Here is a 23,279-nt window from a genome sequence, read left to right as displayed (position 1 = left end):
GCCCGGCGGCGATCAGTCGGCGGCCCGGCCTTCGGTGTCGGACATATCGAAGTTCAGATACCGCGCCACGGTCTGCACATCCTTATCCCCTCGCCCGCACATATTCATGCAGATCAGGTGATCTTTGGGCAGATCGGGCGCAATCTTCATCACATGCGCCAGCGCATGGCTGGGCTCCAGCGCGGGGATGATGCCTTCGGTCGCGCAGCACAGTTGGAACGCCTCCAGCGCCTCTTTGTCGGTGATCGAGACATAGTTGGCGCGGCCAATGTCGTTCAGCCAGGAATGTTCAGGCCCGATGCCGGGGTAATCGAGCCCCGCCGAGATCGAATAACCTTCCAGAATCTGCCCATCGTCGTCCTGCAACAGATAGGTGCGGTTGCCATGCAGCACACCCGGACGACCGCCGGTCAGCGAGGCGCAATGCTCCATCTTCTCGTTCACACCCTTGCCGCCCGCTTCGACACCGATGATGTTCACATCCTTGTCGTCGAGGAAGGGGTAGAACAGGCCCATCGCGTTCGAGCCGCCTCCGATGGCGGCGATGATGGTGTCGGGCAGACGGCCCTCGGCCTTCATCATCTGCTCCTTGGCTTCCTTGCCGATGATCGACTGGAAGTCGCGGACCATCGCCGGGTACGGGTGCGGACCGGCCACAGTGCCGATGCAGTAAAACGTGTCACGCACATTCGTCACCCAATCGCGCAGGGCGTCGTTCATCGCGTCTTTTAACGTGCCACGGCCCGAGGTCACAGGGATCACCTCGGCCCCCAGCAGACGCATACGGAACACGTTGGGTGCCTGACGCTGCACGTCATGGGCACCCATATAGACGATGCATTTCAGACCGAACTTGGCGCAAACAGTGGCAGTGGCCACACCATGCTGCCCGGCTCCGGTTTCGGCGATGATCCGGGTCTTGCCCATGCGGCGGGCCAGAATGATCTGGCCCAGCACGTTGTTGATCTTATGCGCGCCGGTATGGTTCAACTCATCGCGTTTCAGATAGATCTTCGCCCCGCCCAGATGCTCGGTCAGGCGTTCGGCGTAGTACAGAGGTGAGGGGCGCCCCACGTAGTTCGCCCACAGATCGTCCATCTCGGCCCAGAAGGTCGGATCATCCTTGGCTTTGTCATATTCCTCTTCCAGCGACAGGATCAGCGGCATCAGCGTTTCGCTGACGAACCGTCCACCGAAGATGCCGAAACGGCCCTGTTCGTCGGGGCCGGACATGAAGGAATTGAAAAGATCGTTGGCCATTGGGGTCTCCGTCAGTCTGCCCGTTGTTCATATGGGGTAGCGGCGGGTTTTGCCATCGCAAACTGCCCCGATCACTGGGCTGCGTCGATGAACGCCCGGATCAGGCCTGCATCCTTGACCCCGGGGGCGCTTTCGACGCCCGAGGCCACATCGACCTGACGCGCCCCGGTCATGCGGATCGCCTCGGCCACGTTGTCGGGGTTCAGGCCGCCCGCCAGCATCCACGGCTTGCGCCAGTATTTGCGCCCGGCCAGCAAGCGCCAGTCGAACGCCAACCCGTTTCCACCCGGCAGAACCGCATTCTTGGGTGCCTTGGCGTCGATCAGTAGCTGGTCGGCCACCTCGCTATAGCTGTCGATCGCCGCCAGATCGGCGGCCTCGGCCACGCCGATCACCTTCATCACCGGCAGGCCATGGCGGCCCTTGATCTCGCGCACGCGGTCGACGCTTTCGCCGCCATGCAACTGCAACATATCGAACGGGGCCGCGCCGGTAATGCTGTCGAGCAGATCATCCGAGGCGTTCACCACCAGCGCCACCTTGGCAACGCCAACCGGCACGGGCCCCATCAACGCTGCCGCCTGTTCAGGCGACACATAGCGCGGCGATTTCGGAAAGAAGTTGAACCCAAGATACCGCGCGCCCGCATCCGCTGCGGCGCGCACATGGTCCGGGGCCGTCAGCCCGCAGATTTTGACAGCAATGTCGTCCGGCATCGGATGATCTCAGCTTGCCTCATCCAGCAGCGCCAGAACGTCGTCCTGATCCTTCTGCTGCTTTTTCTTGAGCTTCTTGACCTCACGCTCAAGCTTGCGCACCTCGCCGGTTTTGGCCGAGGCATCGCGGCGATGCTTGTGTTCGCGCAGCCATTCCCACAGGAAGCCGATGACCAGACCGGCCACGACACCACCCAGAACCACCACAAACAGCGGCAGCGAGATGCTGAAGTTAAAGCCCACAAGCTCGGACAGCGTGTCGGGCATCAGCTTGAGTTCCACCATCTGCCGGTTGGCCAGCGAGATCGAGACCAGAACGATCCCCAGAACTCCAAGAAAAGCGTAGCGGATATAGCGCATCATGGGATCACGCTTTACCGTTCAAACGGTCCCTTAGCAACTTGCCGGTCTTGAAAAACGGCACACATTTTTCTTCGACCTGCACGGTCTCGCCGGTCCGCGGGTTGCGCCCGATCCGCGCGTCGCGCTTTTTCACCGAGAATGCGCCGAAACCGCGCAGCTCGACCCGGTCGCCGCGAGACATGGCATCGGTGACTTCTTCGAACACAGTGTTCACGATCCGCTCGACATCGCGCTGATAAAGATGCGGGTTCTCATCGGCGATTTTCTGAATCAGTTCTGAACGGATCATGCGTGTTACCCTCCCAGGCGACCGGTTTATCAAGCCTATTGTTCTGGACAGTATAAGAAAAAACCCGGTTCGGGGGAACGTAAACTCTGTGCGTTCAGGGTTCTAATTGTGGCAATCTCACGCAATTTTTCGCCAGTGAGCCCGTTTTTCACACGTATTGAGCGAACCTAGCGCCAATTATGTCGGGAAATCGGAACATATTGATTCGCAACAAAAACGGCCCCGCGCATCAGCGCGGGGCCGTAGATTCGGCTTGGGCTGCGGCCCGAACTTAGTCGCCCGATTTCAGCGCCGCACCCAGGATATCGCCCAGCGATGCACCCGAGTCGGAAGAACCGTACTGTTCCACGGCCTCTTTCTCTTCGGCGATTTCGCGTGCCTTGATCGACAGGCCCAGACGGCGGGTCTTGCTGTCGACGTTGGTGACACGAACGTCGACCTTGTCACCGACCGAGAAACGCTCGGGGCGCTGTTCAGCACGGTCACGGCTCAGGTCCGAACGACGGATGAACGACTTCATGCCTTCATACTCGACCTCGATGCCGCCATCTTCGATCGCGGTGACTTCGACGGTGATGACCGAACCACGCTTCACGCCGCCCACGGCTTCGGCGAACTTGTCACCGCCCAGGGCTTTGATCGACAGCGAGATACGCTCTTTCTCGACGTCCACTTCCGAGACAACCGCCTGAACGACGTCGCCTTTGCGGTAGTTCTGGATCGCATCCTCACCACGCTCGTCCCACGACAGGTCCGACAGGTGAACCATGCCGTCGATGTCGCCTTCGAGGCCGATGAACAGACCGAATTCGGTGATGTTCTTGACTTCGCCTTCGACCTCGGTGCCCTCGGGGTGTGTTTCTGCAAACACTTCCCATGGGTTGCGCATGGTCTGCTTGAGGCCCAGAGACACGCGACGCTTGGCGCCGTCGATTTCCAGAACCATGACGTCGACTTCCTGGCTGGTCGAAACGATCTTGCCGGGGTGGACGTTTTTCTTGGTCCAGGACATCTCGGACACGTGCACCAGACCTTCGACACCGGCTTCCAGCTCGACGAACGCGCCGTAGTCGGTGATGTTGGTGACGCGACCCTGATGGACCGAGCCCAGCGGGTATTTCGCAGCAACAAGATCCCACGGATCTTCCTGCAACTGCTTCATGCCAAGGCTGATGCGGTGGGTCTCTTTGTTGATCTTGATGACCTGAACCTTGATGGTTTCGCCGATCGTCAGGATCTCGGACGGGTGGTTCACACGGCGCCATGCCATGTCGGTGACGTGTAGCAGACCGTCAACGCCGCCCAGGTCAACAAATGCACCGTATTCGGTGATGTTCTTGACGACACCCTCGACGGTCTGACCTTCGGACAGGTTGCCGATGACTTCGGCACGCTGTTCGGCACGCGATTCTTCCAGGATGGCGCGACGCGAGACAACGATGTTGCCACGGCGGCGGTCCATTTTCAGAATCTGGAACGGCTGCTTCAGACCCATCAGCGGGCCAGCGTCGCGCACGGGGCGCACATCAACCTGGCTGCCGGGCAGGAACGCAACTGCGCCACCCAGATCGACGGTGAAGCCACCTTTGACGCGGCCAAAGATTGCACCGTCGACGCGCTGGTCGTCGGCATATGCTTTTTCCAGACGGTCCCATGCCTCTTCACGGCGGGCCATCTCGCGCGAGATGACGGCTTCGCCACGGGCGTTTTCTGCAGCGCGCAGGTAAACCTCAACCTCATCGCCGACAGCGATTTCAGGGGCTTCACCGGGGCTTGCGAATTCTTTCAGATCAACGCGGCCTTCCATTTTGTAGCCGACGTCGATGATGGCCTGACCCGCTTCGACAGCGATGACCTTGCCTTTGACAACAGAACCCTCTTCGGGTGTGTCCATTTCGAAGCTTTCGTTCAGGAGGGCTTCGAATTCCTCCATGGATGCGTTAGCCATGTGGCGTTGTTTTCCTTTACATATCGCTTTTACTGGCCGAGCGGTTGTCTCCGCCGGTCTTGTTTCATGATGTCGTCAGGCGTGACCCGGTGAGCCCCTGAGCAAACAAACACAAAGGGCCGAGGTTTCCCGGCCCTGCTCAGAAACGTCATCCGGACGTTGACCGCCCTTGTATCGACAGCGCGCGTATAGGCGGATTCCCCATCTCGTGCAAGGGCAAAGCCCATATTTCCAAGGCATGGTCGGATGTCGAGGTCTGCGTCGGCATCATCTGCTGGTCGTCCAAACCTTCGCATCCCGCTGCAGCATCACCTGCTCGACTGCATTCAGTCGCCCAATCGCAGCCGCTGCATCATCGCTGCCGCCGGACTGTTTCCAGATTTTCAGGGCCGATGTCGGGCTCCACGGCAGGCAAGCCTGCGCCAACCACGCGCGCAATGGCTGCGGCAGCGTATCGTACATCTTCATTGGAGAGACCTGCCGACGGCAACGCTTCAGGTCACTTCGAAGATTGCGGGCTGTAGCTGATCGGCGCTGTTTACGTGTGGAACTCGTCATGAGTGATATGTTATCACATATCACTCATGGGGTACAACCGCGATTGAACCAACGCTTGGCTAACTGTGCCAATCCGGAGGGCAAGGCAGAAGCTCAGCACCGCTGCCTGCCCGCTCTTTCAGGAAAACCGACTCTCGCGCGGATCGGACAGTCTAGAACAGTTGCAAATCCTTCGCGCCACTTTGGATTTCAGCAAGGTTCGGCATGTTCTGAACCACCACCGGGGCGGGTTTCGCGCCGGGCATCGCCACGGTCGGCTGAGCTGCCGTCTTCTTGAAGGCGGATCGATCCAGTTCACCCCGAATATCCATCAGCAAGGTCTTGTGATCCGGCATCGCCTTCAAGACCTGCGCCAGATGAGATTTTGCGGATTTCATCCCCTGGAACCAGATCGGTTTTTTTAGTGGCCGCAGACGGTCGCGAATACCCGTACCATAGCCGGTATCGTAAACCTGCTTGCCCAGAAGAACCGTCTGATAGACCCGGAAATTGAACAGGGTTGCAAACTCGATATCGTGCTCCATCGGCAGGCGGTTCTGCCACAGTTCAAGATTTTCGGCCAACCGGTCCGGTATCTTCATCTCGGTCCGCGCGTCGATCCAGTATTGATCATCCGTACGGTTGCCCAAACGATAGTGCAGGCAGATGAAGTCCAGAACCTCATCATACATCTTGTTCATCTGCCGGTTATACCGCGCCCGCAGGGACGGCTCGATATCGCGCGTGGGAAGATGTTCGGCGAACCAGCGGATGGCGTGGTCGATCATGTGGATCGCGGTGCTTTCCAGTGGCTCGATAAACCCGCCGGACAGACCGATTGCCACGCAGTTCTTGACCCATGCGTTGCGCACGCGCCCAATGCGCATCGGGATCACACGCGGCGTTAGACCTTTGCCGCTGTCCCCCAGCCATTCAAGATATTCATCCGCCGCCTGATCATCCGTGCGATGCGCGGACGAGAACACATACCCCGTGCCCACCCGATTATAGAGAGGCACCCGCCACGTCCAACCCGCACCCAGCGCAGTGGACCGCGTGACGCTTTCGATCTTGTTTGGATCCGGATGCTCGACCTGCAACGCCATGGCGCGGTCGTTGGGCAGGTAGTCCGAATAATCCATGAACGGCTCGCCCAAGGCCTTGTTGATGATCAACCCCCGGAAACCGGTGCAGTCGATGACCATCTCGATGTCATGGCGGCCCTTACCCTCAAGCATCAGATGGCTGACATTGCCCTGCTCATCCAGTTCAACCGCTTGCACTTCGTCCTGAATATGCTCGACACCGCGTTTGGTGCACAGCTTGGTCAGCATCCCCGCAAATTTCACCGCATCCAGATGATAGGCATAGCCAAACCGCTGCTCAAACTCGGGCTGGCCCAATTGCCGCGCGCCCTTGCACAGGCGAGCCAGATCATCATGCGGCGAGATCGACTGTGTGAAATCCCGATCCCCGTTGCCAAAACGCAGGAAATACTCGGCAGCCTCCAGCCCCTCCAGCATCTGACCATGGGCGAAAGGGTTCACGTAATCGATACGATTGCCCTTGGCGTCCTTGTTCCAGTTGCAGAACTTCACCCCCAGCTTGAACGAGGCATTTGTTCCGCGGAAGAAGTCCCGCTCGGAGATGCCAGCCTGACGCAGCGTGACCGGCATGCGCGGCACTGTGGCCTCGCCGACCCCGACGGTCGAGATATTTGGGCTTTCGATCAGGCAAATCCGCGGGCGGTCCTTGGGGGCCGAGGTGCGGGAAAACACCATGTCCAGGATCAGCGCAGTCATCCAACCCGCTGTACCACCACCTACGATGGTGATCTTACTCAAACGATTGTTCATTTAGTTTCGTCCCTGTTGGCTTGTGGGATTATGTAGCCGCCTGCCCCTTTTTTGGTTTTTGGGGTTCGTGCGACGGCCTTCCCTTTTTAGCTTGGTAGAAACTATATCAGCTTTCCTGCATTCAGCTAGGGGCTAAGGCGCGGTGGTCTGGCACCTGTCACCAGCTGGCCGCCTGCCAGCGAAAGTTCAGATTTCCTCACCCTTTTTCAGCAGTTCTTCGATCAGATCGCGCTGCAGGTCCTGACTGTCGCCTCCTCCGAATTCTGCCGCGCCGCCGGAATACAGTGTGCCATAGGTCTTGGCGATATTCACCGTCTGGGCCAGCCCCGAGATCAGCTGATCTCGTTGCAGCGACGATAGCGGATGGATGAACACCGCCCACAAAGTACCGTTGGCGATGGCATAGCGCGCATCCAGAGTGCTGTCGAAATTCGCCTGCATCATGCGTTGCAGATCGGCAGGCGACAAATCGGCGGCGCTTCGGATCGCAATCATCGCTCGCATCCGGTCCGCGTTGGTATCCGTGACAACCAGCACCGTCACATCCGAAACCGTTAATTCAAACCCGGGCCCGAACGGTTGCGCCTCGGGGTCGAGGGCGAAGATGATCTTGCCCAGACGCTCATAAGTCATCGGCGGTTCGGCCTCGGGCGGTCCTTCTGGAGCGGCCTCTTGCGCGGCCAGACTTCCGGCTGTGAAGATCAGAAAAAGGGCGAGACGGATCATGAGGCCACTCCTGCAAAGACCCTTTGACCATAGGCGCAGGGAGCAAAGCTGGCCACACAAAGCTGTGTGAACGCATACCGCCATTGATACGTAAGTTTGTACGATCTGCACAGTTTGACGGCCTATCTGCGATTACACGTCCGAAATTCCTCGCCTACCTTTGTCACACCGGTCGACGTCCCCTCCGACCTTGACCAAAGACAGAAAGGAAAACTGCCATGAAATCTCTCATTCTGACCGCTGTTGCTGCCACGCTGGCCCTGACCGCCCCGGCCTTTGCAGTGGATGAGATCAACGTGTCCAAGGGCATCTCAGCCGCTGGCGCGCCGCTGGCGGCGCATGGCGTCGATCTGGTGGCGCTTGTCACCAGCGGCAACCCGGTGGAAGGCTTTGCCAACCACTCGGCCACCTATGACGGTGCCTCCTACTATTTCACCAGCGCCGAAAACCTCGAAGCGTTCGAGGCCAACCCGGTAGCCTATCTGCCGCAGCATGGCGGGTACTGCTCGTTCGGCGTGTCGGTCGGCAAGAAGTTCGATGGCGACCCGGATCAGTACATCGTGGCCGACGGCAAGCTGTACCTGTTCCTGAACGCGGCGACCCGGGCCAAGTTCCTTGAGGACGTGGCCGGAACAGCCAAGACCGCTGACGATCAGTGGACCAATATCCGCAGCATCGCGGTTGGCGAGTTGTAAGCTTTCGGACCGGGATGGCCCGCGGCCCCTCTAGGCCGCGGGCATTTTCCGTCTGATGACGGCAATGGCCTGCGCCAGCGCATCGTCAATGCTCAGCTCCGAGGTATCCAGCAGCACCGCGTCCTCGGCGGGCTTCATCGGGGCAGTGCTGCGCTCCGCATCCCGCGCATCGCGTTCGCGCACATCCGCCAGAACCTGCTCGCGCGTCACATCCGAACCCTTGGCACTGAGTTCCAGAAACCGCCGTTCAGCCCGCACCTCAGCCGAGGCGGTGACGAAGAGCTTCACGTCGGCTTGCGGACAGATCACCGTACCGATGTCGCGCCCATCCAGAACCGCTCCGCCCGCGCGCTGGGCAAAGGCGCGCTGAAAATCGACCAGCGCGGCGCGCACCTCGGCGATCACCGCCACTTTCGAGGCCGCCTGCGCGACCTCAGCCGTGCGCAGATCGCCCACGCTCAGGTCCTCGGGCGTCAAAGCCTGCGCCGCGTCGATCGGGTCCGCCGCGTCCAGAGTGCGCCGCCCGACCGCCCGGTAGAGCAGCCCGGTATCGAGATGCGCAAATCCGAAATGCGCCGCCACACCTTCGGAGATGGTCCCCTTACCCGCCGCAGCGGGGCCGTCGATGGCAACGGTAAAGCAGTCCGCCATCAGACTGCCCGGTTGTTCCGGAGCAGTTTTGCCCCCAACCGCCCCATCAGCGGCTCGAAAATCGGGAAGGACGTAGCAATCGGGCCCGCATCATCAACGGTAACGGCCTTTTTCGCACCCATACCCATCACCATGAACGACATGGCAATCCGGTGGTCCAGAAAGCTCTCGCAGGTGCTACCGCCCGGAACGCCGCCGATGCCGAGGCCATCGACAGACCACCAATCCTCGCCCTCGTCCACGGTTACACCATTGGCCCGCAACCCGCGCGCCATGGCGTCGATGCGGTCGCTTTCCTTCACGCGCAATTCCTTGACGCCGCCCATCAGCGTGGTGCCGGTTGCATTGGCGGCAACCACCGACAGAACCGGATATTCGTCGATCATCGAGGCCGCGCGTTCCGGCGGCACCGTGATCCCCTTCATGTCGGGCGAATAGCGCGCGCGCAGATCGGCGACGGGCTCGCCACCTTCTTCGCGTTCGTTCTCATAGGTCAGGTTCGCGCCCATCTCGCGCAGGGTGGTAAACAGGCCCGCGCGGGTCGGGTTTAGCCCGATGCCGGGAACCAGCACGTCCGAGCCCGGCGTGATCAGCGCCGCACAGACCGGGAAGGCCGCGCTGGAGGGATCGCGCGGGACGGCAATGACCTGCGGTTTTAACTCGGGCCGCCCGGTCAGGGTGATGACACGGCCCTCATCGGTGTCTTCGACTGTGATTTCGGCCCCGAAACCGGCCAGCATCCGCTCGGAATGATCGCGGGTCGCTTCTTTCTCGATCACCACGGTCTTGCCGGGGGCGTTCAGACCAGCCAGAAGAACGGCGGATTTGACCTGTGCCGAGGGCACCGGCACCTCGTACCGCACCGGAACCGGGTCCGCCGCGCCAACGATGGTCATCGGCAAACGCCCCCCTTCGCGCCCCACCGATTGCGTGCCGAACAGCGCCAGCGGATCGGTCACGCGGGCCATCGGGCGTTTGTTCAAGCTGGCATCCCCGGTGAACGTTGCAGTGATCGGAGAGGTCGCCATCGCACCCATGATCAACCGCACACCGGTGCCCGAGTTGCCGCAGTCGATGACCTGATCGGGTTCGGCAAAACCGCCGACACCGACGCCGTGCACGGTCCATTCTCCGTTCCCGTGATCCGTGACCTCGGCCCCGAAGGCGCGCATGGCCTTCGCGGTGTCCAGAACATCCTCGCCTTCAAGCAGGCCGGAAATCCGGGTCTCACCCACCGCCATCGCCCCCAGAATCAGCGAGCGGTGCGAGATCGACTTGTCGCCCGGCACCTCTGCCGTGCCGGTCAGCGGGCCGCAGGGATGCGAGGTCATCGGGATGGGCGTGCCGTGTCCGGACATGGGGGCTCCTGTTTTCGCTATCAGTTCAAGGCCGATTAGCGAATTGGGGCCGGTTGGTCCAGCGGCAATCAGCCTTTGCGGCGGAAGGTGAGGTAATGCGGCGTCCGGCCTTCACGCAGGGCTTTCTGCTCGTATCGGGTGGAAAGCCAATCATCCCAAGGCGCGCGCCAGTCATCCGGGCGCTCGGCCAGCCATTCGAAACCGGCGCGCGGAACCTCTTCCAGCGTTTGCCGCACGTAGTCGGGGATATCGGTCGCTACCCGGAAGATCGCGCCGGGTTTGAGGGCGCGGGCCAGCGGTTCCAGATGCTCGGGCGTGACGAAGCGGCGGCGGTGGTGACGTTTCTTAGGCCAAGGATCGGGATAGAGCAGGAAAGCGCGCGAGATGCTGGCCTCGGGCAGCACATCGAACAGGTCGCGCGCGTCACCGGGATGCACGGCAAGGTTTTCCACCCCGGCGCGGCGGATTTTGCCCAGTAGCATGGCGACGCCGTTGATAAAGGGCTCGGCCCCGATGATGCCGATATCGGGGTTCTGTTGTGCCTGATGCACCAGATGCTCGCCGCCGCCAAAACCAATCTCCAGCCAGACATCCTTACCGCCGAACAGGGCGTTCAAATCCAGCGGGGTGCGGTCGGGGTTGGTGTCCCAGTCGACGGCACCGGGTGACAGCGCGGCCAGATCCTCGGCCAGATAGGCCTTCTGGCTGGGTTTCAGGGTCTTGCCCTTGAAGCGGCCATAGAAGTTTCGACGGGGGCGTTGTGGGGTCTGGGTGCTCATGATGGTGCCCTTACTGCGGGTATCATCCAGTGGCAAGTGGTGGAGGTGGGGGCCAGCCCCCACACCCCCGAAGTATTTTCAAACAGAAGAAGGGTGGGTCAGAACCACTGGCCGGGTTCGATCAGACCCAGCTGCAGGAGTTGGGAAGAGTTCCATTCGAAGGGCACCGAGTGGGTCCAGCGGAAATCCGAGATGCCGAAGGCGGAACCTGCGTTTGTTCTTAGCGCCTTGGCAGCACGGAAGGAGCAGATCGCGGCGGTCAGGTTGTTGTGCCAGGGGCAGGCATAGGTGTTGTATTCGGCCTCGCTGAAGCTGTGATCGGGCAGCAATTCGAGGCCGGGTGTCGGTTTGAACAGGGCGATGCGGTCGATGCGGCGGCGGGCATAGGGGATGTGATCCTCGAACCGCCAGCGCAGGCCGCCGGACATATCCAGTTGCCGCTCGAGCGGGGTGCCGTCGGCGTCGTGGCGGGTGTGGGCGTAGTATCCGGTACTGTCGAGCATGGCGCAATCCGGCGCGACCCCGTTGGGGAAGGTTGTCAGATCGTCGGCATAGAGGTCGACCACATGGGCCAGCATCGCGCGGCGGCGTTCCTCGGTGTGGAAGGCCAGAAGCTCGGTGACCGTACGTGTTTCGCAGAACGGGAAGAACAGATATTCGGTGTTGTAACAGTAATAGAGCCAGATTTCGGGTGCGATTTGCATAATGCGGTTGACGGTATTGAACACCACGCCTCGCGGGGCGCAGGTCAGCGGGACGCGGTGGGTCTGGTCGCTCAGGTCATCGACAATCGTGAACTCGGCGGGCATGAAGGCGATCACCGAAGCGAAGCCCAGCCTCAGGTGGTGGCGCAAGGTGCTGTCGAGTTCGACATCGTCCTCGGCAAAGATCAGGGCGACGGGGCCTTTGGCCAGCGCTGACTGGCCGGTTTTCAGGAAGTGATCGAGGGAATCGTATTGCATCGCCTGTCCGGGATCTCGCCGCTGGAAATTCACGCCAAATTCGGGTAATTGCGCCGCCATTGCAAGCGGCGTTCGTTGCGTATAGACGACGCCGATCCAGCGAGTGCAAAGGCCCGATCCATGTCCGAACCCAAGAAGCTGTTTATCAAGACCTATGGCTGTCAGATGAACGTTTATGACAGTGAACGCATGGCCGAAGCGCTGGGCGGTCAGGGGTATGTTGAGACCAAGTCTGCGGACGATGCGGACATGATCCTTCTGAACACCTGCCATATTCGCGAGAAAGCGGCAGAGAAGGTTTATTCCGAACTGGGCCGCTTTAAGGGATTGAAGGCCGAGAAGCCTGATTTGAAGATCGGGGTTGCCGGTTGCGTGGCCCAGGCCGAGGGTGAAGAGATCATGCGCCGCCAGCCACTGGTCGATCTGGTGGTGGGGCCGCAAAGCTATCACCGCCTGCCTGAGATGGAGGCCAAGACCCGTGCGGGTGAAAAAGCGCTGGATACCGATTTCCCCGAAGAGGACAAGTTCGAGAAGCTCAAGAACCGGCCTAAGGCCAAGCGTGGCCCGACGGCGTTTCTGACGGTGCAGGAGGGCTGTGACAAGTTCTGTGCTTTCTGCGTGGTGCCCTATACGCGTGGCGCCGAGGTCAGCCGCCCCGCCGACCGCATTATCCGCGAGGCGCAGGACCTGGTCGAACGCGGCGTGCGTGAGATCACTCTGCTGGGCCAGAACGTGAATGCCTATCATGGGACTGGGCCGAATGGGGATATGACGCTCGCCGGTCTGATCTGGGAACTGAACAAGGTCGACGGGCTGGAACGTATCCGCTTTACGACCTCGCATCCCAACGACATGAGCGATGATCTGATCGAAGCGCATGGCACCTGTGACAAGCTGATGCCCTATCTGCATCTGCCGGTACAGTCGGGATCGGATCGGATTTTGAAGCGGATGAACCGCAGTCACACCGCCGAAAGCTACCTGCGGCTGATCGAACGAATCCGCGCGGCGCGACCCGATATTCTGATGTCCGGGGATTTCATCGTCGGCTTCCCCGAAGAGACAGAAGAGGATTTTCAGGCGACGCTGGATTTGGTGGAAGAGGTCAAATATGGCTACGCCTATTCCTTCAAATATTCGACGCGCCCCGGAACCCCTGCGGCTGAACGGCCACAGGTCGACGCGGATGTTGCGGATGAGCGCCTGCAGCGCCTTCAGGCCCTGATCACCCGTCACCAGCGCGAGATTCAGGACGCAATGGTCGGTAAGACCGTCAACGTCCTGTTCGAGAAGCCCGGACGCCAACTGGGCCAGATGGTTGGAAAATCCGAGTATCTGCATGCAGTTCACGTGACGCACGCAGATGTGGAGGCCGGGGATTTACGCAAGGTCAGAATTTTGGATTCAGGGGCCAACTCGTTGGCGGGCGCTGTCGTCTGACCGTTGTGCACAGGCCATGACGGGTTTGCCGAACAAAATTTAACCCTTGATTTATGACTTGGAATTATGTTCCGAGGTAGGCCAGATTTTTCAGGGCAGGTCTCTGAATGTATATGCGTTGGCCCAGGGTTTGGTCCACCGCGGCGGAGGGTGCGAGTAGTGAAGCGGATGTGTTTTTTCCGGTCAGAGCCGTTTCGGTTTTTGATCGCCATTGCAGTTGCGACAGCCTGTACTCTGCCCGCCTCCGCAGGTGATATCATCGGCGACGTGACCGAACCTGACGTGATCTCACCCAACCGGTTTTCGCGCGATGTCAGTGCGTTTTATCTGGGCGTCAGCGGCGGGCGCGCCTCGGGCGGGTCGGACGAGTTTGGTCTGCGCGTGGCCGGTGTAGACGTGTTCAGCGTCGGTGATCTCAGCCCCAGCGGCAATTTCGGCGGCTTTCGCGGCGGCTGGCGGGGCGTCCTGCCCGCCATCGGCGGGCGCGACTATGTCTACGGTCTTGAGCTAGGCTATGACACAGGCACGCTGGATGACAACACATCAACGATGATCGGGGAAACGCTCGTCACCGGGCGGTCGGCAATTTCCGACGTGTTTTCGGTGCGCCTAAAGAATGGTCTAACCAACCGCAGCGGCAGTATTCTGTATTTCGTGACTGTTGGCTATGTGCGCGGCGATATCACCACCTCGACGTCGCTGACCGACAGCAGCCAGTCGACCCGGTTCGAGGATGTAGACCGGCGGCAGGGCTTCTCGGCCAGTCTTGGTGCCGAGCACAAGCTGGACGACAACTGGTCGATCACGGGTGAGATCGAATATCTGCAATTCGATTCGAAAACCGTTGATCTCGGCCCGCAGTTCAGCACCAAATCCACGCCAAAGTACCGCGGGTTGCGGTTCGGTCTGAACTACACGTTCTGATACGCCCTAAGGGATCACAGGACAAATCGGCGCTTTTGTCATCGCTCACGCAAAAATTGAAACTGCCGCTTGCGTCCCCCTCGGGATGTTGTCTACGCTCGGGGTGAAACGCCAAGACAGGAGAACGGATTGGCCATCGGTGCCCTGACCCCACCGCAAGATGACATGCCCCAGCGTGAGGCGCTTGTTGAATTTCCTGACAACAGATTACTGATTGATCTTTGCGGTGAATATGACCGCAACCTGACAGATATCGAACAAAAGCTCTCGGTGCAGATCGTGCGGCGCGGCAATCAATTGGTCGTGCTGGGCGACGAGGATTCGCAGAAGCAAGCGATCGAGGTTCTGCAGGCGCTTTACACCCGCCTCGAAGGTGGCCGCGACGTTGAGGCGGCAGATGTGGATCGTGAGTTGCGGATGGGCAATTCCGAAGCCGGAACCGGCACGCGGGATGGCGACCAGCTTGAGATGTTCAAGGGCGGCACGGTTGAAATCAAGACACGCAAGAAACTGGTCGAGCCGCGCACCGACGCGCAAAAAGCCTATGTCCAGTCGCTGTTTGGCAACGAACTGGCCTTTGGGATCGGTCCTGCCGGGACGGGTAAGACCTACCTGGCCGTCGCCGTGGGCGTCTCGATGTTCATCGGCGGGCATGTGGACCGGATCATCCTCAGCCGCCCGGCGGTCGAGGCCGGGGAAAAGCTGGGCTATCTGCCTGGTGACATGAAGGACAAGGTCGATCCCTATATGCAGCCGCTGTATGATGCGCTGAACGATTTTCTGCCCGGCAAGCAACTGGCCAAGCTGATCGAGGAAAAACGGATCGAGATTGCGCCGCTCGCCTTCATGCGCGGGCGCACGTTGGCGAATGCCTTTGTGGTGCTGGACGAGGCGCAGAATGCCACGACAATGCAGATGAAGATGTTCCTGACCCGACTGGGGGAAGGCAGCCGCATGGTCATCACCGGCGACCGCTCGCAGGTCGATCTGCCGCGTGGTGTTCAATCGGGTCTGGCGGATGCCGAACGTCTGCTGAAGACGATTCCCAACATCAGCTTCAACTATTTCACCTCGAAAGACGTTGTGCGCCACCCGCTTGTCGCCGCCATCATCGAAGCGTATGAGGCCGACTCGGGCCGTGAAACCGGATAACCTCCTGCGGCCCCGAACGTATCAGGGCCCGGGACCATTGGCATGAATCTGGAAGTCACCGTTGACGACGACCGCTGGAGTGGGCTGCAGCCGCTGGCCGTGCGCGCGATTGCGGCTGTTCTGGAGTATTGCGATCTTGACGCCGATCTGTGCGAGATCAGCCTGCTGGGCTGCGATGACGCGCGGATCGCCGAACTGAATGCCGAGTTTCGGGAAAAGCCCACGCCGACCAACGTGCTCAGCTGGCCCGCCGAGGATCTTTCCGCAGATGAGGCTGGAGGTCGCCCGCTGAAACCGCAGCCGGATTTCACGGGTGAGATCGCGTTGGGCGATATCGCGATCGCCTATGACACCTGCGCCCGCGAGGCGGCAGAGGTAGGCAAGCCCATGGGCGATCACGTCATCCATCTGATCGTTCACGGAACATTACATTTGCTGGGCTACGATCACATTCGTGACCCCGACGCCACTTTGATGGAGGGGGTTGAGGTCGAGATACTTGGCAAACTGGGTATAGATGACCCATATAATGTATGACAGGGGCAACTTTGCCCGATCATTTGGAACAGGATAATGGGCGAAACAGACGGCAGTTCTAGGGCGGCGCAGGGCGCGCAACCTCAGGACGGCAACAATAGCAGCGACGACAAAGGCGGGTTCTTGTCCCGCATTTTTGACGCTTTTTCCTCTCAGGGCGATGCGGCGGATCAGGTGAACGGCAGCCAGATCAGCGCTCCGCAGCCCCGGGGCATGATCAACCTGCGCAGGATGCGGGTCGAAGATGTTGCGATCCCGACGGCCGAGATCATCTCGGTCCCCTCGACAACCCCAAAGGACGAACTGGCGCAGATCTTCCGCGAAAGCGGGCTGTCGCGCATTCCCGTGTACGAGGGTACGCTGGATACGCCGCTGGGCTTTGTCCACCTCAAGGATTTTGCCCTGACCCATGGGTTCAATGGTAACTCGGCCGAATTCGACCTGACCTCGATGCTGCGCACATTGCTGTTTGTGCCCCCGTCGATGCCGATCGGCGTGCTGCTGACCAAGATGCAGACCGAGCGCCGCCACATGGCGCTGGTGATCGACGAATATGGTGGCGTCGACGGCCTGCTGACCATCGAGGACCTGATCGAACAGGTCGTGGGCGAGATCGCCGACGAACATGACGCCCACGAAGATCAGCTGTGGATTCAAGAGAAACCCGGCTGCTATGTGGTGCAGGCCCGCGCCCCGCTTGACGATTTCGAGGCCGAGATCGGACGCTCTCTGACCAGTCACGAGGACGTGGATGAGGAAGAGATCGACACGCTTGGCGGTCTGGTCTTCATGCTCTCGGGCCGGGTGCCCGCGCGCGGCGAGGTGGTCTGTCACCCCGAAGGGGCCGAGTTCGAAGTGATCGACGCCGACCCGCGCCGGATCAAGCGGCTGCGGGTCATGTTGCCGGATATCGCTGCATGAACCCTGCCGCCGGGTGGCCCCTGTGGCTGCGATGCCTGCTGGCCGCCGGACTTGGGGCCGTTGCCGCGTCGGGTCTTGCGCCCTTGGGCTATTGGTTCGCCACGCTTCTGGCATTGATCCTGATCGGGCCGATTTTTCTGGCCAGCGAGACACCGCGGCGCGGCGCCCTGTTGGGCTGGGCCTTTGCGACCGGGTATTTCGCCCATGCACTCAGCTGGATCGTCGAGCCGTTTCTGGTCGACGCAGAGCGGCACGCCTGGATGGCTCCGTTTGCGCTGATCTTTATGTCGGGCGGTCTGGCCTTGTTCTGGGCGCTGGCGTTCGGCCTCGCAAAGCGAATCGGGGGATCCGCGGCGGCGCAAACCGCGGCGCTCGCGGTGGCCCTGTCTTTGGCCGAGCTCGGTCGCGGCTATCTGTTGACAGGGTTTCCGTGGGCGGGGATCGCGCAGGTTTGGGTGGGCACTCCGGTTGCCCAATTGCTCTCGCTTATGGGGCCGTATGGGCTGGGTGCGGTGACGCTGCTGGCCACCTTGCCGTTGGGGGCGACGTTGTTCAGCAATCGTACGCTGCGTGGATTGATGGTCCCGGCGATCACCGCGCTCGGGTTTGCCGCGGTGGCGCTCGGCTACGCCGCGACCCGGCCCCCGGTGACTCTGTCCGATCATGTCGTCCGTCTGGTCCAGCCAAACGCCCCGCAGCATCAGAAATGGGACCCGGCCTATGCCCCGCTATTCTTCGCGCGGCAGCTGGAATTCACCGTGGCCGAGCCCCGTCCCGACCTGATCGTCTGGCCCGAGACCTCGGTTCCCGCGTGGCTGGGCAGCGCGCAACCCTATCTGTCGGCCATCGCCGAGGCCGCGCAGGGCACCCCGGTTTTTCTGGGGATTCAGCGCGGGGACGGGTCGCAGATCTACAATTCGATGATCTATCTGAACGCCGAGGGCCAGCAGCAGGGCCTGTATGACAAGCACCATCTGGCCCCCTTCGGCGAATATGTCCCGTTCGGCAATCTGATGGCCCGCTTCGGCATCCACGGCATGGCCTCCACGGCAGGTAGCGGTTTCAGCGCCGGACCGGGGGCCGCCTTGATCGAGGCGGGCCCGCTTGGCAAAGCGCTGCCGCTAATCTGCTACGAGGCGGTGTTCACGCAGGACGTATTGGCCGCTCCGGGCCGCGCGGATTTCCTGCTGCAAATCACCAACGATGCGTGGTTCGGCACCCGGTCCGGCCCCTATCAGCATCTGGCCCAGGCGCAGATGCGCGCGATCGAGCAAGGGCTGCCGATGATGCGCTCGGCCAATACCGGCGTCTCGGCGATGATCGACCCGTTGGGGCAGATCACCGCCTCGCTGCCGCTTGGACAGGCCGGATATATCGACGCCGAACTGCCCCTGCCGCAGCGCCCCACACTCTATTCCCGGATCGGAGACAATCTGGCCCTTCTGGCCTTACTGGTGCTGCTTGCGCTGCTCTGGTGCCACACCCGACGGGGCCGAACCCAAATACCGATTGACCCCACCTGACAGGACGCGTATCCGATCGCGTGCCCGTCACAACGGCTTCCTGGCGTGACGGGGAAATCTTAATGGAGCACTTTCATGTCCCGACAGAATTACACTTTCACTTCGGAGTCCGTTTCCGAAGGGCACCCGGATAAGGTCTGTGACCGCATCTCGGACGCCGTCCTCGACGCCTTCTTGCGCGAAGAACCCGAAGCCCGGGTGGCGTGCGAAACCTTTGCCACGACCGACCGGGTCGTCATCGGCGGCGAGGTTGGTCTGTCGGATCAGGAAAAACTGCATGACTACATGGCGCATATCGACGATATCGCGCGCGCCTGTATCAAGGATATCGGATACGAGCAGGACAAGTTTCACCACGAAACGGTGGAAGTGACGAACCTGCTTCACGAACAATCCGCCCATATCGCGCAGGGCGTGGATGCGTCGGGTGACAAGGACGAGGGCGCTGGCGATCAGGGCATCATGTTCGGCTATGCCACGACTGAAACGCCCGCGCTGATGCCCGCTCCGATCCAGTATTCGCACGCGATCCTGCGCCGGCTGGCCGAAGTGCGTAAGAACGGCACCGAGCCTGCGCTGGGTCCCGACGCCAAATCGCAGCTATCGGTGATCTATCGCGATGGCAAACCGGTCGGCATCAGCTCCATCGTGCTGTCGACCCAGCATCTGGACGCCGCGCTTACCTCGAACGATATCCGCGCGATTGTCGAGCCCTACATTCGCGAAACCCTGCCCGAGGGCTGGCTGACCGCAGAGACCGAGTGGCACGTGAACCCCACCGGGAAATTCGTGATCGGTGGCCCCGATGGCGACGCAGGCCTCACGGGGCGCAAGATCATCGTCGACACCTATGGTGGCGCGGCGCCGCACGGCGGTGGCGCCTTCTCGGGCAAAGATCCCACCAAGGTCGACCGCTCTGCCGCTTATGCCGCGCGCTATCTGGCCAAGAACGTTGTATCCGCCGGCATGGCCGAGCGCTGCACGATTCAGCTGAGCTATGCGATTGGCGTATCCAAACCGCTTTCGATCTACGCGGATACCCACGGCACCGGCCAGATCACCGATGCCGAGATCGAAAAAGCGGTCGGCCAGGTCATGGATCTGACCCCGCGCGGCATTCGGGAGCATTTGCAGCTGAACAAACCCATCTATCAGCGCACCGCAGCCTACGGCCATTTCGGCCGCGAGCCAGACGCGGATGGCGGTTTCAGCTGGGAACGCACTGACCTTGCCGCTGCGCTGAAAGCCGCCGTCTAGGAAACGCCGAAGCGATGCGCCCGAACGGGCGCACCCTTCTTCTGTTCAAAAATACTTCGGGGGAGTCGCCAAGGGCGACGGGGGCAGCGCCCCAGCTCAACGGCGCAGCAGAACCGGGAACCAATCCTCGCGCAATCGCTGCCCCGGCACCATGTCATGCCCCGGAAACGGAGGAGACGTGCGCCCCGGCCTCTCGACATATCGCGCATCATCCCCCACCAGACGCAGCGAAAACGCGCGGCGACGGCTGTCGGATTGGTTGCCGCGCGCACCATGCAGCGTGCGATAGTTGAAGGCCACCGCGTCACCGGGCTCCATCTCGAACTCGACCACACGCATACCCTCGGCGTCCGGGTCGGGCACGGGGATGTATTGACCCTCATCGGCAAAAAAGCCTTCTTCCGAAACCCAACGGGTTGGCAGAACCTCTTTCTCCCACCGGTGTGATCCGGCCACACAGCGCAAGGTCGCCTGTTTCACCGGATCCAGCGGAGACCAAAAGCTGATCGTCTGCTGCCCCTCGACAAAGTAGTAAGGCCCGTCCTGATGCCACGGCGTCGCCATGGAGGTGCCCGGCTCTTTCACCAACACATGATCGTGGAACATCTGCACCATGTCCGACCGCATCAGATCAGCTGCCACCTCGGCGGCAGGCGAGGCCTCGATCACCGTGCGAAACTGCGAAATACGGGACCAGTTGCAATAGTCGTCAAAGAACCGGCCCGTTTCGCCTTGTTTCTTGTTTTCAGACGCATAAGGGCCCGGCTCGGCCATATTGGCCGCAACCCCGGCACGCAGCGCGTCGACATGGTCGGCAAACAAACCTTTGACCAGAACAACCCCATCGGCCTGATAGGTCTCAATCATATCCTGTGAAACGAGAGGGTGCGGCATGTCGGTCTCCGTGAATCAGTCATGCCGATCTGCGCATATCTGACCGCCACGTTCAATCGCCCGCAACGCGCAGGCGAATCGCACAGTTAAATGGCTAGGTCTTCTTGCGCAGCCGGATCACCACATCGACCGAAGCGATCTCAACCCCCTCAGGGGCTTCCGGCAATTGCTGGATCACCAATTGGTCCGAGGGTGCATCACTCAGGCGGCTTTCATCTTCCCAGAAGAAATGCGGATGATCATGGGTATTGGTGTCGAAATAGCTTTTCGACCCATCCACGGTGATTTCCTGCAGAACACCCGCCTCGCAAAACGCGCGCAGCGTGTTGTAGACGGTGGCCAGCGACACCGCATCGCCATTCTTCTTGGCCGACTCGAACAGGCTTTCCGCCGTCACATGACGATGCAGCCCGTCACCGACCAGCAACTCGGCCAGCGCGACCCTCTGGCGTGTCGGCCGCAAACCCGCGCCGACCAACCAATTCGTAGCAATTTCCCGGCTCTGAGGTGTCATGAATCCGATGCCTGTGTTCAACTATCCCATATATAAGGGCGCGCAGGCCCCAATTTCAAATGAAATTCATTCGCAAAGAATGTCGTAAGCACAACATGATATGGCGTCACGCTCTTGCAGGACCTTGCAAACGGGTGATAGACGAGGCCAAATGTTACAAACAGACCCCTGGCAGGAGAGGCGGCAGAATGGCCCAATTCCCGAGCAGCTTTGACAAGGACGATCTGCTGAAATGCGCGCGCGGCGAATTGTTCGGCCCCGGCAACGCACAGCTGCCTGCTCCGCCGATGCTGATGATGGACCGGATCACCGAAGTGTCGGGTGATGGCGGCACGCATGGCAAGGGCCATGTGGTGGCCGAGTTCGACATTACCCCAGACCTTTGGTTCTTCGACTGCCATTTCCCCGGCAACCCGATCATGCCCGGCTGTCTGGGTCTGGATGGTCTGTGGCAATTGACCGGGTTCAACCTCGGCTGGCGTGGCTGGCAGGGGCGTGGCTATGCGCTGGGTGTGGGCGAGGTCAAACTGACCGGCATGGTCCGCCCCGACCGCAAGATGCTGACATATTACGTTGATTTCACCAAAGCCGTTCAGACCCGCCGCCTGACCATGGGTGTGGCGGATGGCCGGGTCGAGGCCGATGGCGAGTTGATCTATCAGGTCAAGGACATGAAGGTTGCATTGTCCGAAAGCTGAGCCCAGTTGACGGACCAACAGCACTAAACGGAACACAGGAGTACGCTTATGCGTCGCGTCGTCGTCACCGGTCTGGGGGTTGTGTCCTCCATCGGGAACAATGCCGAAGAGGTCTTGGCCTCGCTCAAAGCAGGCAAATCCGGGATCGAGGCCAATGAGCAGATGGTCGAACATGGCTTTCGCAGCCAGATCGCCGGAACGCTCAAGATCGACGTGGCCGAGCATGTGGACAAGCGCACACTGCGGTTCATGGGCCCCGGTGCAGCCTATGCCCATATCGCGATGAGCCAGGCGATTGCCGATTCCGGTCTGACCGAGGATCAGGTGGTGAACCCGCGCACCGGTCTGGTCGCAGGTTCTGGTGGCCCGTCCACCAGCGCCATGCTGACCGCACATCAGACGGTTCTGAAAAACGGCGCGACCAAGCGGATCGGGCCCTTTGCTGTGCCCAAATGCATGTGCTCGACGATCTCGGCGAACCTTGCCACAGCCTTCAAGATCAAGGGCATCAACTATTCGATCACCTCGGCCTGCTCGACCTCGCTGCATTGCATCGGTAACGCGGCAGAACAGATCATGCTGGGCAAACAGGACGTGATGTTTGCAGGCGGCGGCGAGGAACTGGACTGGACCCTGTCTTGCCTGTTCGACGCGATGGGCGCGATGTCGTCCAAATACAATGACACGCCCGATAAAGCCTCGCGCGCGTTCGATCAGAACCGCGATGGATTCGTGATCTCGGGCGGCGGCGGCATCGTCGTGCTGGAAGACCTCGACCACGCTCTGGCCCGTGGCGCCAAGATCTACGCTGAAGTGACCGGTTATGCCGCCACCTCGGACGGGCACGACATGGTGGCCCCGTCCGGCGAGGGCGGCGAGCGCGCCATGCGACTGGCCCTGTCCACCGTACCTGAAGGCCGAAAGGTCGGCTATATCAACGCCCACGGCACCTCGACCCCGGTCGGAGACGTCGGTGAGGTTGAGGCCGTGCGCCGCATCTTTGGCGAAGGGAACGTGCCGCCGATTTCGTCGACCAAGTCGATGACCGGCCACGCACAGGGCGCAGCAGGTGCGCTTGAGGCGATCTTCTGCCTGTTGATGCTGGACAATGATTTCATTACTCCGTCGATCAATGTCGACACACTTGCCGAAGGCATCCTGCCCGGTGAAATTGCAACTCAAGTGGTTGAAAACGCAGGTCTGGACAGCGTGATGACCAACAGCTTCGGCTTTGGCGGCACCAACGGGTCCATGGTTCTGTCGAAGTATAACGGGTGAA

General features: G+C 60.8%; 24 protein-coding genes and 1 riboswitch. Of the genes, 10 read left to right on the top strand and 14 right to left on the bottom strand.

Annotation, left to right across the window (positions count from 1 at the left end; translation table 11 throughout):
* Positions 1-12: 12 nt before the first annotated feature.
* The 8 genes from trpB to ACR1XV_RS00720 all read right to left on the bottom strand — a co-directional run bounded on the left by trpB (position 13) and on the right by ACR1XV_RS00720 (position 7,695).
* A complete protein-coding gene (gene trpB / locus ACR1XV_RS00755; protein ID WP_480528353.1) occupies positions 13-1,260 on the bottom strand; it encodes a tryptophan synthase subunit beta in 1,248 nt (415 codons plus the stop codon).
* 71 nt (positions 1,261-1,331) lie between these two features.
* A complete protein-coding gene (locus tag ACR1XV_RS00750; RefSeq protein ID WP_480528351.1) occupies positions 1,332-1,976 on the bottom strand; it encodes a phosphoribosylanthranilate isomerase in 645 nt (214 codons plus the stop codon).
* A gap of 9 nt (positions 1,977-1,985) precedes the next feature.
* Positions 1,986-2,336, bottom strand: a complete 351-nt coding sequence (locus ACR1XV_RS00745; RefSeq protein ID WP_480529272.1) for a lipopolysaccharide assembly protein LapA domain-containing protein — start codon at positions 2,334-2,336, stop codon at positions 1,986-1,988.
* Positions 2,337-2,343: 7 nt separating this feature from the next.
* Positions 2,344-2,628 carry an integration host factor subunit beta gene (gene ihfB, locus ACR1XV_RS00740; protein WP_170671380.1) on the bottom strand — a complete coding sequence of 95 codons (285 nt, stop codon included), beginning with the start codon at positions 2,626-2,628 and terminating at the stop codon, positions 2,344-2,346.
* A gap of 271 nt (positions 2,629-2,899) precedes the next feature.
* A complete protein-coding gene (rpsA, locus tag ACR1XV_RS00735) occupies positions 2,900-4,576 on the bottom strand; it encodes a 30S ribosomal protein S1 (protein ID WP_480528350.1) in 1,677 nt (558 codons plus the stop codon).
* Positions 4,577-4,843: 267 nt separating this feature from the next.
* Positions 4,844-5,134: a DUF6525 family protein gene (locus ACR1XV_RS00730; protein WP_480528349.1), complete on the bottom strand. Its 291-nt coding sequence runs from the start codon at positions 5,132-5,134 to the stop codon at positions 4,844-4,846.
* A 152-nt stretch (positions 5,135-5,286) separates the two neighbouring features.
* On the bottom strand, positions 5,287-6,969 hold the full coding sequence (locus tag ACR1XV_RS00725; RefSeq protein WP_480528348.1) for a tryptophan halogenase family protein: 1,683 nt from the start codon (positions 6,967-6,969) through the stop codon (positions 5,287-5,289).
* Positions 6,970-7,155: 186 nt separating this feature from the next.
* Entirely contained in the window at positions 7,156-7,695 is a 540-nt protein-coding gene (locus ACR1XV_RS00720) for a hypothetical protein (protein ID WP_480528347.1), read from the bottom strand.
* Positions 7,696-7,913: 218 nt separating this feature from the next.
* On the opposite strand from ACR1XV_RS00720, the gene ACR1XV_RS00715 reads away from it, so the two are divergent.
* Positions 7,914-8,390, top strand: a complete 477-nt coding sequence (locus ACR1XV_RS00715) for a YHS domain-containing (seleno)protein (protein ID WP_480528346.1) — start codon at positions 7,914-7,916, stop codon at positions 8,388-8,390.
* A gap of 30 nt (positions 8,391-8,420) precedes the next feature.
* On the opposite strand, the gene cmk is transcribed toward ACR1XV_RS00715, so the two are convergent.
* The 4 genes from cmk to ACR1XV_RS00695 all read right to left on the bottom strand — a co-directional run bounded on the left by cmk (position 8,421) and on the right by ACR1XV_RS00695 (position 12,140).
* Entirely contained in the window at positions 8,421-9,041 is a 621-nt protein-coding gene (cmk, locus tag ACR1XV_RS00710) for a (d)CMP kinase (protein WP_480528345.1), read from the bottom strand.
* The gene (gene aroA / locus ACR1XV_RS00705) at positions 9,041-10,399 is read right to left on the bottom strand and encodes a 3-phosphoshikimate 1-carboxyvinyltransferase (protein ID WP_480528344.1); all 1,359 of its coding nucleotides are present in this window, start codon (positions 10,397-10,399) and stop codon (positions 9,041-9,043) included. The genes cmk and aroA overlap by 1 nt, the downstream gene beginning before the upstream one ends.
* 68 nt (positions 10,400-10,467) lie before the next feature.
* Entirely contained in the window at positions 10,468-11,178 is a 711-nt protein-coding gene (gene trmB, locus ACR1XV_RS00700; protein ID WP_480528343.1) for a tRNA (guanosine(46)-N7)-methyltransferase TrmB, read from the bottom strand.
* A 98-nt stretch (positions 11,179-11,276) separates the two neighbouring features.
* Positions 11,277-12,140, bottom strand: coding sequence for a hypothetical protein (locus ACR1XV_RS00695; RefSeq protein ID WP_480528342.1), 864 nt, complete (start codon positions 12,138-12,140; stop codon positions 11,277-11,279).
* Positions 12,141-12,260: 120 nt separating this feature from the next.
* On the opposite strand from ACR1XV_RS00695, the gene miaB reads away from it, so the two are divergent.
* The 7 genes from miaB (at position 12,261) to metK (ending at position 19,894) form a co-directional block, all read left to right on the top strand.
* Complete coding sequence (miaB, locus tag ACR1XV_RS00690; protein WP_480528341.1) at positions 12,261-13,580, top strand: tRNA (N6-isopentenyl adenosine(37)-C2)-methylthiotransferase MiaB; 1,320 nt, start codon at positions 12,261-12,263, stop codon at positions 13,578-13,580.
* Between the two features lie 168 nt (positions 13,581-13,748).
* Positions 13,749-14,504 carry an outer membrane protein gene (locus tag ACR1XV_RS00685; RefSeq protein ID WP_480529270.1) on the top strand — a complete coding sequence of 252 codons (756 nt, stop codon included), beginning with the start codon at positions 13,749-13,751 and terminating at the stop codon, positions 14,502-14,504.
* A 129-nt stretch (positions 14,505-14,633) separates the two neighbouring features.
* Positions 14,634-15,656 (top strand): PhoH family protein, encoded by a 1,023-nt coding sequence (locus tag ACR1XV_RS00680; RefSeq protein WP_480528340.1) that lies wholly within the window; start codon positions 14,634-14,636, stop codon positions 15,654-15,656.
* Between the two features lie 42 nt (positions 15,657-15,698).
* Positions 15,699-16,193, top strand: coding sequence for an rRNA maturation RNase YbeY (gene ybeY / locus ACR1XV_RS00675; protein ID WP_480528339.1), 495 nt, complete (start codon positions 15,699-15,701; stop codon positions 16,191-16,193).
* A gap of 36 nt (positions 16,194-16,229) precedes the next feature.
* Entirely contained in the window at positions 16,230-17,114 is an 885-nt protein-coding gene (locus ACR1XV_RS00670; RefSeq protein ID WP_480528338.1) for a hemolysin family protein, read from the top strand.
* Positions 17,111-18,637 carry an apolipoprotein N-acyltransferase gene (gene lnt, locus ACR1XV_RS00665; protein WP_480528337.1) on the top strand — a complete coding sequence of 509 codons (1,527 nt, stop codon included), beginning with the start codon at positions 17,111-17,113 and terminating at the stop codon, positions 18,635-18,637. The genes ACR1XV_RS00670 and lnt overlap by 4 nt, the downstream gene beginning before the upstream one ends.
* Before the next feature lie 21 nt (positions 18,638-18,658).
* A riboswitch (SAM-SAH riboswitch) is annotated at positions 18,659-18,707 on the top strand.
* A gap of 5 nt (positions 18,708-18,712) precedes the next feature.
* Positions 18,713-19,894 (top strand): methionine adenosyltransferase, encoded by a 1,182-nt coding sequence (gene metK / locus ACR1XV_RS00660; RefSeq protein WP_480528336.1) that lies wholly within the window; start codon positions 18,713-18,715, stop codon positions 19,892-19,894.
* Between the two features lie 96 nt (positions 19,895-19,990).
* On the opposite strand, the gene ACR1XV_RS00655 is transcribed toward metK, so the two are convergent.
* Positions 19,991-20,788 carry a phytanoyl-CoA dioxygenase family protein gene (locus ACR1XV_RS00655; RefSeq protein WP_480528335.1) on the bottom strand — a complete coding sequence of 266 codons (798 nt, stop codon included), beginning with the start codon at positions 20,786-20,788 and terminating at the stop codon, positions 19,991-19,993.
* Between the two features lie 94 nt (positions 20,789-20,882).
* Positions 20,883-21,302, bottom strand: coding sequence for an iron response transcriptional regulator IrrA (gene irrA / locus ACR1XV_RS00650; RefSeq protein ID WP_480528334.1), 420 nt, complete (start codon positions 21,300-21,302; stop codon positions 20,883-20,885).
* 188 nt (positions 21,303-21,490) lie between these two features.
* Between irrA and fabA the strand changes: the two genes are divergently transcribed.
* The gene (gene fabA / locus ACR1XV_RS00645) at positions 21,491-22,000 is read left to right on the top strand and encodes a bifunctional 3-hydroxydecanoyl-ACP dehydratase/trans-2-decenoyl-ACP isomerase (protein ID WP_480528333.1); all 510 of its coding nucleotides are present in this window, start codon (positions 21,491-21,493) and stop codon (positions 21,998-22,000) included.
* A 48-nt stretch (positions 22,001-22,048) separates the two neighbouring features.
* Positions 22,049-23,278, top strand: coding sequence for a beta-ketoacyl-ACP synthase I (fabB, locus tag ACR1XV_RS00640; RefSeq protein WP_480528332.1), 1,230 nt, complete (start codon positions 22,049-22,051; stop codon positions 23,276-23,278).
* The last annotated feature ends 1 nt before the right edge of the window (position 23,279 follow it).

This window comes from Ruegeria sp. AD2(2025), from assembly GCF_056542385.1.
Note: the sequence above shows the minus strand (reverse complement) of the source record. Positions and strands in the feature narration are given on the sequence as shown.